This window comes from Pseudomonas sp. ICMP 10191, assembly GCF_001467335.1.
Taxonomy (GTDB): Bacteria; Pseudomonadota; Gammaproteobacteria; order Pseudomonadales; family Pseudomonadaceae; genus Aquipseudomonas; species Aquipseudomonas cerasi.
Map to the genome: position 1 here is coordinate 147,380 of NZ_LKGW01000168.1, position 13,597 is coordinate 160,976.

The window sequence follows — 13,597 nt, forward strand, 5'->3', positions numbered from 1 at the left end:
GGTGTTCTCCAAAAAAATCAGTGCAAAGAGTCTGGCGTCCTCGACGCCTCCCGAACCTCTTCCATATTGAGCTTCAGGGTCAATGATTGTCGGCAACACTGCCCAGGCTGTCCCACAGTCTCATCACCTGGGTCACTGCGGCGTCCAGTGTGGCATGTGGGACACCGTCGCGCGCCAGTGTAGACAAGCCCAGAAGAAAACTGTCAAAAACGGCCGCGAGCGTTTCCGGTATTACCGTTGCGGGCAACTCGCCTGCCGCAACGGCGCGCTGGATGCAGGCCACGATACCTGTGCGGTTCAGATCCCTGGCCCGAGCAAGGGGTTCGGAAATGGCCTTGCTCTCGTCCGAGCAGGCGCTCATCAGCCCCAACGCCACCAGACACCCTTTAGGATGCCCAGGCTCACACTGCATTTTCGCTGAGTGACGAAGGGTGATTTCAATCGCGTCTCTGGGCGGCAGGGTCGTATCGAACAGGCTGTCGGTGACTCGGCCGTAGGTGTCGAGGTAGCGCTCCATCACTTCATTGAACAGGGCGTTTTTAGAGCCAAACGCTGCGTAAAAGCTCGGCGCCGTGATGCCGCCACCTATGTTTGCCTTGAGCTGGCTTAGGGAAGTTGCGTCGTAGCCGTGCTCCCAAAACAGGTGTAGCGCCTGGGTGATCGCCAAGTCACGGTCAAATGTACGCGGACGCCCCAGCTGTGCCATGTCGAGTCTCCTATGGAATTACTTAAATACTAATCGATACATAAGTCGTTGACCACCTGACTCCATCTGCCTATATTTGTACCGATCAGTATATTAGTGAGGGTTTTGCAATGATTACAGATGAGAAGCAGGGCGAAACACTCCCGCTGGGGGCGTTGCTGGCGCTGGCAATGACGGGTTTCATCTGCATTGTCACCGAGACTTTGCCGGCAGGTTTGTTGCCGCAGATCGCCGACGGGTTGGAGGTGTCTGCATCGTTTGCCGGGCAGATGGTGACTGTTTATGCGTTGGGCTCATTGCTGGCCGCCATTCCGCTGACGATCGCGACGCAAAGCTGGCGGCGCAGGACGGTCTTGCTGGTGACGATTGCCGGCTTTCTGGTTTTCAACAGCGTCACTGCGTTGTCGTCCAGTTACGGACTGACGCTGATCGCAAGGTTTTTCGCAGGCGTCTCGGCGGGCCTGGCGTGGAGCCTCATCGCCGGGTACGCGCGGCGCATGGTGGTCCCGCAACTGCAAGGCCGTGCACTGGCCGTGGCGATGGTCGGTACGCCCGTTGCCTTGTCGCTGGGCGTGCCTCTGGGAACCTGGCTTGGCGGGTTCATGGGCTGGCGCATGGCGTTTGGCTTGATGTCCGGGATGACCGTGCTGCTGATCATCTGGGTGCTGGTCAAAGTGCCGGACTATTCCGGCAAGTCCTCCGCACAGCGCATGGCGTTACGTCAGGTCTTTTTCACGCCCGGCGTACGCTCGGTGCTGGGCGTTGTGTTCACCTGGATGCTGGCTCACAACCTGCTTTATACCTACGTCGCTCCCTTCGTTTCCGCGGCGGGGCTGGCGAATGATGTGGACCTGGTATTGCTGGCATTCGGGGTCGCCGCACTGGCCGGCATCTGGGTCACGGGACGGCTGGTTGATCGACATCTGCGCAAGACAGTACTTGCCAGCCTGGCAACATTCGCAGCGGTGTCAGTGTTCTTCGGCGTGTTTTCCGGCTCTGCACCGGCCATTTACGTCGGTGCTTTTATCTGGGGACTGACCTTCGGTGGCGCCGCCACACTGCTGCAAACCGCGCTCGCCGATTCGGCAGGTGAGGGCGCAGATGTCGCGCTTTCGATGAACGTCGTGGTCTGGAACAGCGCCATCGCAGGCGGAGGGCTACTGGGTGGCGTTTTGCTTGGCCAATGGGGGGCAGGCTCCTTTCCTTGGGTCTTGCTGATGCTGTTGTTGCTAAGTCTGGTGATCGCACTGCGCGCAGGTGCTCATGGTTTTGCACGGGGCAGCCGACTGGACCGGGAGTGTGGTCTGGCTGGTTGAGCACAGCGAGCTCAAGCCAGCCTAAAAATCGGCCCCCACCAGCGCATCTACCTCCTCACGGCCAGGCGCCGTCGCCGGCCCCCGGCGTGTGACCGCAATCGCTGCTGCCGCATTGGCGCGCAGCGCCGCGCGGTCGACACTGCTGCCTCTGGCCAACTCGGCCAGCAGCACACCCGCGTGGGCGTCGCCAGCTCCATTGGTGTCGATTGCCGTGACGGCAAAGCCGGGTATGTGTCGCGTCTGTCCGGCATGGTGGACCCAGCAACCTGCGGGGCCGTCACGAATCACTATGAGCGCATCTTCGCGCAGAATGGACGCCAGGTGGTGGAGCGCGTCGGCGCACGTCCGGGTTTGCGTGAAGCGCAGGGCTTCTTCGCAGTTGCTGGACCATACGCTGATAAGAGGAAGTACGGCGCGCATCTCGACGCCATGAAGCGCATCAACCAATGGGCCTGGGTCGAATACCACGGTAGTGCCGCCGGGCAATCCGTCCAGCCAGGCGAGCAGGGCCGTGACCTTGTTTTTGTGTGCCAGGCTGTAGCCGCTGACAACTACGTAATCTTCGGCGCTGACCTGCACGCCCTGCAGGTCATCGGCAGACAAACCACCTTCAGCGCCCACATAGGAGATGAACGAGCGCTCGGCCGAGGCTTCCACCAGGGCAACGGCCAGGCCGGTATCCTCACCGGGAACAGGCATCGTAGCAATCTCCACACCTTCGTCGCGCATGGCCTGGCGAGCAAGGTCGCCGAAGCGGCCCTGGCCATGGCGACCCAGATAAACCGTAGGCAAGCCATTGCGGCAGGCAGCGGCCATCACATTAAAGCCGCCTCCGGCCTCGAACGTGGCGCTGCTGGCCAGTACATCTCCGCCCGACGGCGGCAGGCGGTCGATGGCCATGACCAGGTCAACCACGACCTGGCCGGTGTAGAGCAATTTAGCGGGCATGGGCAGCCTCTTCGGTAACGACACGGCGATCACGCGCCCCGCCGAGCAGCGCATACAGGCCACCGGCGACAATGAAGGTCACGATCCAGCCCAGGCCGTTATGACCCAGCCAGGAATCGGCGAGAAAACCTTTGAACAGCACATGCTCCGGGGTGGTCGCCACGGTGGTGAAGCTGAAGCCGAGCACGATAGCCAATGCCCACGAGCCCAGCGCGCGCCATTCGACACCGCCGCGATACCAGTAGGCGCTCTTTGGGGTCTGGTCCAGCAGGTCGTGTGGGGAGTAGATGTGGCGATGCAGCAGGTCGACGACAAAGATGCCGACCCACGCGGTAATGGGCACCGCCAACATCGAGATGAACGTAATGAAGGGGCCGTAGAAACTGTCGGCGATCAGCATGAAATAGATCGAGCCGGCAAAGATCGCGATGATATCGACGATGACTGCGTGTACTCGCTTGACCTTCAGGCCGAGGGTCAAGGTGGTCAGGCCAGCCGAGTAGACCGACAGGTTATTGGACAACAGCAGGCCGCCGAACGCAGTGATCAGATACGGCACGGCCATCCAGGTGGGCAACATTTCGCGAATGGCGATAATCGGGTCGGTGGCTGACGCCAGATGATCGTTGCCCACCGACAGCAAGCCGCCGAGGGTGATCAGCAAAACCAGAGGGATCCCTGCGCCAAATGCCGCCGAGGCCACCAGTCGAGTGGCCTTCACGCTGGCGTGCTGATAGCGCGACATGTCGGCGCCCGCGTTGGCCCAGCCGATACCCGTGCCGGCGGCCATGGTGCCGACGCCAATGATCATGGCACTCAGTGGCGCTGCCGGCGCGTCGAAGACCAGGCTCCAGTCGATATGGGTGAGTAGAAAGCCACCGACCACCAGGTTCAGCGCGCCGAACAGGTAAGTCGCCCATTTCTGGATGACCAGCAGAGTGGCATGGCCCAGGCCCGAGACGGTCAGGGTCAGCAGCACGAACAAGGCGATGAACAGCAGGGTCAGGCCAGGCGAGTTTTTCGCCTCCACGGGGGTGCCGAAAAGGATCGCGAACAGTGACAGCAGGACGAACGCGGCGGTGGTGGTGTTGACCGTTTCCCAGCCCAGGCGCGACATCAGTGAAACCAGCGTGGGCCCGATATTGCCTCGCACCCCGAAGATGGCCCGGGACAGCGTCAGGCTCGGTGCCCGCCCGCGGCGCCCGGCAATGGAGATAACGCCGACCACGGCGAACGAGCCGGCGGCACCGAGGATGGCGACGATGATTGCCTGCCAGATGGCCAGCCCCTGAAACGCTACCAGGGTGGCACCCAGCGGCAAGCCCAGGATGCTGATGTTGGCGGCGAACCAGACCCAGAACAGTTGCAGCGGGTGGCCGTTGCACTCGTTTTCAGGAACCGGCTCGATGCCGCGGGTTTCCAGCTGACCCGCACCTTGAGAGGCGGACGATGTCGTCATTTGCGTTGCTCCTATTGCCTTTATTGTGGTTGTGGCAGTACGTCAGCAGGTGCAATCCAGTGCAAATTGGCTATTCCGAAATCGGGTCAGCCAGATCGCCGCTCGGAAGGCTGAGGGCGAGGGTGATCTCGTTCACAGTGGGCGAGCACGACCCGGTCTATCAACCGGTGCGCAGGGCCAGCAGTTGTTCGACCAAGGGCGCGAGATCGAGCGTGTTGACCGCATCAATTTGCTCGATCAACGCCGCCGGCCAGGCTTGCATGCCATTGCAGGCACCCAGCATGGCGCCGAGAATGGCGGCAATCGTGTCGGTGTCACCGCCCAGGCTGGCCGCCATGCACACTGCATCGAACGGACTGAGCTGGCTGCTCGCCACGCGGTGGGCGAGGGTGAAGGCAGCGACCACTGATTCCTGTGAGGCGACCGAGGTACCAATCACATCGTGCACCCGGTCGGCCAGCTGTTCGTCTGTGCAGTCAGCGCACAGTGCCTTGGCCCATTGAATGCGCGCGGCGATACGCCCACCCGCAACCCAATGACCATGGCGTTCGGCACTCAGGGCTACCTCAGTACCTATCTCCAGAGCTTCGGCCAGGGGCGTGCCATTGATCCCGGCGGACACCACGGCCGCGACCGCCGCCGCGCTGGAGATGCCCAGCGTGGTGTTATGGGTCACCTGACAGGCTTGCACCACCAGCGCCATGAAGGCCTCGCGGTTGCTCACGTCGGCTGCGATGCCCACCGGTGTAATACGCATTGCCGCGCCATTGGTGGTGCCGAAGCGGCCGGCTTCTTCGGGGCTGTGGCCGTCAAGGATCATTTCAATCGCGCGCTTGGTCGAAGGCCCCAGCAGGTCGTAGGAGCCCTTGGCTTTCATCGCGGCTTCCCACTCGATCAGGCTGTGGGCCAGGGCTGTCGGGTCGATGCTGCCGCAGCCGGCCACCAGCAACTGTGCCACCAGGATCGCCTGCTCGGTGTCATCGGTGATGGCGCCCGCAGGCATGTTCGGTGCGATCGGCTGGTCGGCATCGGCACCGATCAGCGTATTGATACGGCCATAGCGTTGCAGGATCAACGCGCGCGGCAGCGACTGCGTCGGCATGCCCAAAGCGTCGCCCAAGGCCAGGCCATAAAAGGCACCCAGGCCTCGGTCTTGCAGAAATGTTGCGCTCATGTGGACGATCCGAAGGCGAGGTGAAGGCGAAAATGCACAGGGTCCAACAGGCTCTCTACGTGCTCCATAAAACGTTCACGGCGGTCAAAGGTCGTGCGCACGGCCTTGAGAAACACCGTGCCGGGCTCGCGTGCCAGCAGCACGGCATCATCGCGGTTCAGAGGCCCTGCACCGATCCACTGATCGCCCTTGTCGCCGATGAAGCCGTGGGCGGCCATGGTCACTGTCAGTGACTGTTCCAGCAGACCGTTTTGCGGCAGGTTTTCCAAACCGTCGACCGCCGGGATCAAGGCGCGCTCCAGGGAAACGATACTGCCATCAGCGGCGATACGCCGGCGATCCAGGGCCACCAGGCTGGAAGTGCCGAGGCGCACCTCCATGTCGGGCCGTTGCACCGCCACCAGACGCAGGATTTCCGTACGCACGCCAGCACCCGTGTCGGCCAGGGCCTGAGCCCAGCCGGCACGCTGGTCCAGGCTGAAGCCGTCGTAGGTGACGATCGAACCCACGCCGGTCTGGGTGGCAATGAAGTTACGCCGCTTGAGCTCGGACAACGCCTCGCGCAGCGTGCCGCGGCTGACGTTGAATTCCTGGGCCAGAAGATTTTCCCCGGGAAGCAGGGCGCCGGAGCTCATCTGGCCGCTTTCGATACGGCGGATCAGCTCATTGATCACCTGGGTTTTCTTGTCGAATCGAACCTGTCTAGTCATGTACATTTTATAGTTGCATGTTGGATCGGAATGCAAGCTGTTTTTGTGCGTAAATTGAGATGCGAGGCACCAATGTTCAACGGGTTACGCGAATGATGCTCGCAGTTCGACAAGTCACCTCGCGGTCACACGCTCTCCAGTGCCATTCAAGGCAGTCCGATGCGGGCCAAAACTTTGGCAGTAGGGGGCTTTTCGATTATTTTCCTGTGTGCAACCCGATCACTCGGCCGAGGAGTTTGGGCCTCGGCAGATCGGACTGCCCGGCGCTTATAGCGTCAAGTCTTTCCTTTGTTGCCTCGGTAAACATCGTTGCATGCGGGCCGCTCAGGTCGACGTGCAACAGCATTTGCTCATTGCCGGCCAGCTCCATGTCATCACCTGCCAAATGCAGGCTGTGATAGAGATGCACGCGCTTGGCGTCGTGGGCGATCAGTTGCGTATGCACCTCGACCTCGGCGCCGAGTTTCACTTCGTGCAGGTAGTTGAGGTGCAGTTCCAGGGTGAACAGCGAGTGGCCGCTGGCTTCGCGGTTATCGCTATCCAGTCCCAGGGCGTCCATCAGCCCGTCAGTGGCGTAGCTGAAGATCAGCAGGTAGAACGCGTCACGAAGGTGGCCGTTGTAGTCGACCCAGTCGGGTTGGACTCGGGTGGTGTAGGTGGTCAGTGCAGGCATGTCGGAGGATTCCGGGTCAGTTCTGATCAAATGAGGTAACTGGCGTGCTTTGCAGGGTGATGGAAGACTCACAGCCACCCACCGGAGGCAAGCCAGCTACCGTAGGTTCACTCCGCGAAGCTCATGCCATGCCTGGCCTTGGTAGTCTTTACCGCCTCCAGCACGGCGAGCAAGCAATCGTCACGGTAGCGCTCCAATTCCGAAATACTGTGTTTACCCAACTGGTCAGTGGTGCCGTCGACCACATCGTCGATCAGTTTGTCGGTCAGTTCCGGTGCCGGCAGGTAGGTCCACGGCAACTGCAGTGCCGGGCCGAACTGCGTCATGAAGTGGCGCATGCCTGCATCGCCACCCGCCAATGTGTAGGTGAGAAAGGTGCCCATGAACGACCAGCGCAGTCCGGCGCCGAAGCGAACCGCATCATCGATTTCACCGGTGGTTGCCACGCCGTCATTGACCAGGTGCAGCGCCTCGCGCCATAGCGCTTCGAGCAAGCGGTCAGCGATAAAGCCGGGGACTTCCTTGCGCACATGCAGCGGGCGCATACCGAGTGATTCATAGACCTTGATTGCCGCCTGTATGGCCGCCGGAGCAGTATTTTTGCCGCCCACCACTTCCACTAACGGCAGCAGGTACACCGGATTGAACGGGTGACCGACTACGCAGCGTTCCGGGTGCGCGGAGCCTTCGTAGAAGTCACTTGGCAATAGGCCGGACGTACTCGAACCAATTAACACATTCGGCCTGGCCGCCGCGCTGATTCTGCTGTGCAGATCCAGTTTCAGTTCCAGGCGTTCCGGGGCGCTTTCCTGAATGAAGTCGGCGTCGCTGACACATTCCTCGATGGTGGCCACGAAGCGCAGGCGGTTCTGGGATGCACCGGGTACCAGACCCTGTTGTTCCAGCGCACCCCAGCAATTGGCGACACGGTTACGCAACGCTGCTTCGGCGCCGGGCGCGGGGTCCCAGGCGACCACATCCAGTCCATGGGCGAGGGCGCGGGATACCCAGCCACTGCCGATGACGCCGCTGCCAAGAGCGGCGAAGGTTTTGATTTCAGTGATAAAGCTCATGGCGACGATCCTGAAGAGTGCGGTGATTCAATCACAGGGTTTTATGTCCTGAAGGCATTAGCCGCGCTTGGCAAGGCCCATCTTGATGCGGCCTTCTGCCGGGGTCATGACTCGTGCGCCCAGGCGGCTGAGAATTTCACTGGCGCGTTCCACCAATTGACCGTTGGTGGCGAGCACGCCCTTGTCCAGCCACAGGTTGTCCTCCAGACCGACCCGGACGTTGCCGCCCAGCAACACCGCTTGCGCGGCCATCGGCATCTGCATGCGGCCAATACCAAAGCCCGCCCACACCGCATCGGCGGGCAGATTATCGACCATGGCTTTCATGGTGGTGGTGTCGGCGGGTGCGCCCCATGGAATACCCAGGCACAGCTGGAACAGCGGGTTGTCGAGCAGACCTTCCTTGATCATCTGTTTGGCGAACCACAGGTGGCCGGTGTCGAAGATTTCCAGCTCGGCCTTTACGCCCAGCGCCTGGATACGTCTGGCGCCGGCGCGCAGTTGCGACGGGGTGGACACGTAAATAGTGTCGCCGTCGCCAAAGTTCAGGGTGCCGCAGTCGAGGGTGCAGATTTCCGGCAGCAGTTCCTCAACATGGGCCAGACGTGTCATTGGGCCGACCAGATCGGTATTGGCACCAAACTCCATCGGGCGTTCACCGCCGCCAATCTCCAGATCGCCACCCATGCCAGCGGTGAGGTTGACGATGATGTCGATGTCGGCCTCCCGAATGCGCTCCATCACTTCGCGGTACAGCGCCACGTCGCGGCTGAATTTGCCGGTGTGCGGGTCGCGCACATGACAGTGCACCACGGTGGCACCGGCTTTGGCGGCCTCAACCGCGGCGGCCGCGATTTGCTTGGGCGTGACCGGTACGTGAGGGCTTCGGGCGGTCGTGTCGCCAGCACCGGTGAGTGCGCAGGTGATGATGACGTCGTGGTTCATGGGGTGGCTCCTTACAGGCGTGAGGATGCCGTTCGCGACGATGGATGATCGCGAAGCGGCCGTTCAAAATCAGGTTATTGGCTGCTCAATTGAAGATTTGCCGCAGCCGGTTTGCCGTCGAAGGTGGTGACGCCCTCCAGCCAGCGCGCCTGGTCTTGAGGATGGTCTTTGAGCCACTGTCTGGCGGACTCGAGAGCATCCTTGTGATCCAGTAGCGGCTGCATCATCCGGCTCTCGTCGGCGGCGGTGAACGTCAGGTTAGTCAGCAATCTATGCACGTTGGGGCACTGTTCGGCATAAGTCGGCGAAGTGACCGTCCACACCGTAGCCATGCCCTCGTTCGGGCCCAGGGCGTCGTCGCTGCCATTGAGGTAAGTCATCGCCACGTTGACGTTCATCGGGTGCGGCGTCCAGCCGAAAAACACCACGGCTTCCTTGCGGCGTACGGCACGGTCCACGGCGGCGAGCATGCCGGCTTCGCTGGACTCCACCAACTGGAATTTGCCCAGGCCGAACTGGTTTTTGGCGATCATCGCCTTGATCTGGGTATTGGCGCCTGAACCAGGCTCGATGCCGTAGATTTTGCCGCCCAGTTCCTTCTCGAACCTGGCGATGTCGGCAAAGGTCTTCAGGCCCTTGTCCGCCAGGTAAGTCGGCACGGCGAGGGTGGCGCGAGCGTCTTCCAGGCTCGGTTTGTCGAGCACTTTGACCTTCCGTGCCTCGACAAACGGCGTGATGGTCTGGGTCATCAACGGGTTCCAGTAGCCCAGAAAAAGGTCCAGGCGCTGGTCGCGGATGCCGGCGAAAATGATCTGCTGGGAAGCGCTGGTCTGTTTGGTCTTGTAACCGAGGCCGTCGAGCAACACTTGGGTCATGGCGCTGGTTGCGATCACGTCAGTCCAGTTCACCACACCCATGCGCACGTTCTGGCATGAAGCGGCATCAGCCGCCATTACATTGCTGCTCAAGAGCGCGCTGGCGCTGAGTGCAAGCACGCTGCAACTAATCAGTCGGTTCATGGTGGGGCCCTCGGCAGATCGTTATTGTGGGGTGTCGGCGTCTTTGTGCACCGTGGAAACAAATTACCCTGCCTGGAGGGCGGCCAAGCGCACTGCAGCGACCCGCTTTTGCACTGCGGCGACCTGCCCCTTGAATGTGCCCATGAACGGGAGTATCAACGTGCCACGCTGCAGGTCCGAGGAGAGCGTTACCATGGCCCAGGATTTCTATTTTTTGCTGATGCCGGGGTTCTCGGCCATCGGCTTTATCTCCGCGCTGGAGCCCTTGCGGGTGGCCAACCGCTTTGGTGGCGAGCTGTACCGCTGGCACGTCCTCAGCGCCGACGGCGGCGCGGTACAGGCGAGCAACGGCATGTCGGTCAACGCCGACGCGGCGCTTGAATCGCTGAAAAAAGGCGCGACCCTGCTGGTGGTGGCAGGCTTTGAACCGCTGCAGTTCGCCACGCCGGCCCTGCAGCAATGGCTGCGTCGCCTTGATCATGAAGGCGTGACCCTGGGCGCCATCGACACTGGCGCCTGCGTGCTCGCTGAAACCGGCTTGCTCGATGGCCATCGCCTGACCCTGCATTGGGAAGCCATCGAAGCGTTCAAGGAGTCCTATCCACAGCTCACCGTGACCCAGGAACTGTTCGAGATCGACCGCCGCCGCATCACCTGCGCAGGGGGCACAGCGTCCATCGACCTGATGCTCGACCTGATCGCCCAGGCGCACGGCCCCGAGTTGGCGATTCAGGTATCCGAACAATTCGTACTGGGCCGCATCCGCACGCGCAAGGACCACCAACGCATGCAGATCGCTACGCGCTATGGCATCGCCAACAAGAAGTTGGTGCACGTGATCGGAGAGATGGAACAGCAAACCGAACGCCCCCTCAGCACGCTGGCCCTTGCCGAAGCGATCAACGTCACCCGGCGCCAGCTGGAACGCTTGTTTCGCCTGCACTTGAACGACACGCCGAGCAACTTCTATCTGGGCCTGCGCCTGGAGAAAGCCCGGCAACTGCTGCGGCAAAGCGGTCTGAGTGTGCTGGAAGTGAGCATCGCCTGCGGGTTCGAATCGCCGTCGTATTTCACTCGCAGTTATCGAGCACGTTTTACGAAATGCCCTAGGGAGGATCGGCGGCGGGAGGGGATTTGAGTCTTGTTTTCAGGGGGCGAGGTTGGGCTTTGCGTAGGCGGGTTTTGGTGTTGGCTATAGCTGTACTCTTCGGCTGGTGTTGGTAGCAGTGGAAGTAGGAGCGCCAATTTGAGTGATTATGTTCGTGCGTTTAGCGGGGGCTGTAGATGTCTAGGCGATAGGGTGTTAATTCGTTTAGAGGCTATCCGGATCCCCAAAAAACATCTGAATCCGCGACCTCAACCAACGCTCCCCCGGATCATTATCCTGCGCGCCGCGCCAGGCCATGTGCAGTTCGAACGTTCGGGTTTCAATCGGCAGGTCCTCAGAGCGCACGCCTCCTGCTGCGGTCAGCACTTGCGCCGCATAGTCGGGCACGGTGGCGATGATGTCGGTGCCGGTCAGCAGTGTGGCCAGGCCGTTGAACTGGGGCACGGCGAGGACGACGTGGCGTTTGCGGTCGAGTTTCTCGAGGTGTTCGTCGATGAAGCCGCTCAGGTCGCCGGCGAAGGAGACCAGTGCGTGGGGGCGGGCGCAGAAGTCGTCGAGGCTCAACGGGCCGGGTATCGAGTCGGCGCGCAGCAATTGCGGCTTGCTCCTGCGCAATACCTTGCGCTTGGCATTGGCAGGCAGGTCCTGGGTGTAGCTGACGCCGACCGAGATTTCACCCGAGGCCAGCAATGGCGGCATGAGGATGTAATTGACCCGTCTGACCACCAGCACAATCCCCGGAGCTTCAGAGCGCAGGCGTTTGAGCAGGGTGGGCAGCAAGGCAAACTCGACGTCGTCCGACAAACCGATGCGGAACACCGAAGTGCTGGTGGCCGGGTCGAACTCTGAAGCACGGCTGACCGCTGTCGAGATGGAGTCGAGTGCCGGGGAAAGCAGGCCGAATATTTCTGTGGCGCGGGCGGTGGGCTCCATGCTGCGCCCGGTACGCACGAACAGTGGATCATCGAACAGGCCGCGTAGCCGCGACAGCGCAGCGCTGATTGCCGGCTGGCCGAGAAACAGCTTTTCCGCCGCACGTGTGACGCTGCGCTCATGCATCAGGGTCTCGAAAACGATGAGCAAGTTGAGGTCGACGCGACGCAGGTCGTTGCGATTCATGCGGAATATCTCGGGCCATTTGTCGGTTGAGGACGTGAGCAGGGTGCGATAGTACGAGCAAATGCGGGTCGGGCGCAGCGAAAATTACTGTGAGGGTTACTGAATGTCCACACGGCTTGCAATGTTTCGTCGACATGCGAACAATGGCGGCCATTACGCGCATCGATGCCCAGACGCTGTCTGGCTGCGCCGTGCAGCGCACAGGACACAATCGATGACAGGCATGTCGACTATTAATAGCCACCGATGGTGTTGCCGGCAATGCCCGGATAAAGTTTGTGGCATGAAGGTTCACCAGGCGAGGTTCTAAATGTCCCGCACGATCCGTTTTCACCAGTTTGGCCCGGCCGAGGTGCTCAAAGTCGAAGAGCATCCTGTCGCGTCGCCTGTCACCGGCGAGGTGCAGGTGCGTGTTCAGGCCATCGGTGTCAGCTGGTACGACGTTCTTTGGCGGCAAAATCTCGCATCTACCCATGCCCGGCTGCCTGCCGGTCTGGGTTATGAGATGGCTGGCGTGGTTACCGCGCTGGGCGACGGTGTGGATGATCTGCAAGTAGGCGACAAGGTCGCCAGTTTTCCTGCGGCCGATGCCAACCAGCACCCGGTCTACGGCGAATCCATCGTCATGCCGCGCCGTGCATTGACCCGCTACCCGGATGCGTTGACGCCGGTCCAGGCCAGCGTGCATTACACGCCGTATCTGGTGGCGTACTTTGCATACGTTGATCTGGCGCGTATCAAGTCCGGTCAAACCGTACTGGTCACCGACGCCAGCCACTGCTCCGGCCCTGCATTCGTGCAGTTGGGCAAGGCACTGGGGGCTCGGGTTATCGCCGCGACCAAGACCGAGGATGCTCGTGAGTACCTGCTGTCACTGGGCGCTGAAAAAGTGGTGGTCACCGAAGAACAGGACTTGTTGATGGCGATCAACAAGTACACCGACAACCGTGGTGTCGATGCCGTCTTCGATGGCCTTGGCGGTCCGCAGATGTCGATCATGGGCGATGTGCTTGCGCCGCGTGGCAGTCTGGTGCTGTATGGCCTGCAAGGCGGTAATCAGACGCCGTTTCCGGCCTGTGCCGCTTTCCAGAAGAACATCCAGTTCTACGTGCATTGCCTGGGCAATTTCACCGGCAAGCCCGAGCTGGGCATTACCCAGGATGAGGCCGCACTGCAACGCGCCTTGCAGCAGATCAATCAGATGACCGCCGACAAGGTATTGGCGCCGTTGCAGACGCGCAGCTTTCCGTTCGAGCAGGTGGTGCAGGCGCACCGTTACATGGATGTCTGCCCGATTGGCGGGCGTGCGGTGCTGGAAGTCGAGGGGGTCTGATTCATCACCTCCTG

Annotated in this window: 13 protein-coding genes; 3 read left to right on the forward strand and 10 right to left on the reverse strand. The window is 61.3% G+C overall.

Annotated features, from left to right (window positions below):
- Positions 1-79 precede the first annotated feature (79 nt).
- On the reverse strand, positions 80-706 hold the full coding sequence (locus AO388_RS25000) for a TetR/AcrR family transcriptional regulator (protein WP_004413707.1): 627 nt from the start codon (positions 704-706) through the stop codon (positions 80-82).
- A 110-nt stretch (positions 707-816) separates the two neighbouring features.
- Between AO388_RS25000 and AO388_RS25005 the strand changes: the two genes are divergently transcribed.
- Positions 817-2,022 (forward strand): MFS transporter, encoded by a 1,206-nt coding sequence (locus AO388_RS25005; protein WP_024663665.1) that lies wholly within the window; start codon positions 817-819, stop codon positions 2,020-2,022.
- 21 nt (positions 2,023-2,043) lie between these two features.
- On the opposite strand, the gene AO388_RS25010 is transcribed toward AO388_RS25005, so the two are convergent.
- The 8 genes from AO388_RS25010 to AO388_RS25045 all read right to left on the reverse strand — a co-directional run bounded on the left by AO388_RS25010 (position 2,044) and on the right by AO388_RS25045 (position 10,023).
- Positions 2,044-2,970, reverse strand: coding sequence for a PfkB family carbohydrate kinase (locus AO388_RS25010; RefSeq protein ID WP_024663664.1), 927 nt, complete (start codon positions 2,968-2,970; stop codon positions 2,044-2,046).
- Positions 2,960-4,429: a purine-cytosine permease family protein gene (locus tag AO388_RS25015; protein WP_004413701.1), complete on the reverse strand. Its 1,470-nt coding sequence runs from the start codon at positions 4,427-4,429 to the stop codon at positions 2,960-2,962. Before AO388_RS25015 ends, AO388_RS25010 begins: the two co-directional genes overlap by 11 nt.
- A 160-nt stretch (positions 4,430-4,589) precedes the next feature.
- Positions 4,590-5,603 carry an ADP-ribosylglycohydrolase family protein gene (locus AO388_RS25020; RefSeq protein WP_024663662.1) on the reverse strand — a complete coding sequence of 338 codons (1,014 nt, stop codon included), beginning with the start codon at positions 5,601-5,603 and terminating at the stop codon, positions 4,590-4,592.
- Positions 5,600-6,319 carry a GntR family transcriptional regulator gene (locus tag AO388_RS25025; protein ID WP_003364375.1) on the reverse strand — a complete coding sequence of 240 codons (720 nt, stop codon included), beginning with the start codon at positions 6,317-6,319 and terminating at the stop codon, positions 5,600-5,602. Before AO388_RS25025 ends, AO388_RS25020 begins: the two co-directional genes overlap by 4 nt.
- A 190-nt stretch (positions 6,320-6,509) precedes the next feature.
- Positions 6,510-6,986, reverse strand: a complete 477-nt coding sequence (locus AO388_RS25030; RefSeq protein WP_024663661.1) for a thioesterase family protein — start codon at positions 6,984-6,986, stop codon at positions 6,510-6,512.
- A 107-nt stretch (positions 6,987-7,093) separates the two neighbouring features.
- Positions 7,094-8,059 carry an L-carnitine dehydrogenase gene (locus AO388_RS25035; protein WP_058417367.1) on the reverse strand — a complete coding sequence of 322 codons (966 nt, stop codon included), beginning with the start codon at positions 8,057-8,059 and terminating at the stop codon, positions 7,094-7,096.
- 57 nt (positions 8,060-8,116) lie between these two features.
- A complete protein-coding gene (locus AO388_RS25040) occupies positions 8,117-9,004 on the reverse strand; it encodes a 3-keto-5-aminohexanoate cleavage protein (protein WP_058417368.1) in 888 nt (295 codons plus the stop codon).
- Between the two features lie 74 nt (positions 9,005-9,078).
- Entirely contained in the window at positions 9,079-10,023 is a 945-nt protein-coding gene (locus AO388_RS25045) for a choline ABC transporter substrate-binding protein (RefSeq protein WP_003435536.1), read from the reverse strand.
- 193 nt (positions 10,024-10,216) lie between these two features.
- Here AO388_RS25045 and AO388_RS25050 point away from each other — a divergent pair, with 193 nt between their 5' ends.
- On the forward strand, positions 10,217-11,161 hold the full coding sequence (locus AO388_RS25050) for a GlxA family transcriptional regulator (protein WP_024663660.1): 945 nt from the start codon (positions 10,217-10,219) through the stop codon (positions 11,159-11,161).
- 174 nt (positions 11,162-11,335) lie between these two features.
- On the opposite strand, the gene AO388_RS25055 is transcribed toward AO388_RS25050, so the two are convergent.
- Positions 11,336-12,250, reverse strand: a complete 915-nt coding sequence (locus tag AO388_RS25055; protein ID WP_058417369.1) for a LysR substrate-binding domain-containing protein — start codon at positions 12,248-12,250, stop codon at positions 11,336-11,338.
- A gap of 310 nt (positions 12,251-12,560) precedes the next feature.
- Here AO388_RS25055 and AO388_RS25060 point away from each other — a divergent pair, with 310 nt between their 5' ends.
- Positions 12,561-13,583 (forward strand): zinc-dependent alcohol dehydrogenase family protein, encoded by a 1,023-nt coding sequence (locus AO388_RS25060; protein WP_003435530.1) that lies wholly within the window; start codon positions 12,561-12,563, stop codon positions 13,581-13,583.
- Positions 13,584-13,597: the final 14 nt, after the last annotated feature.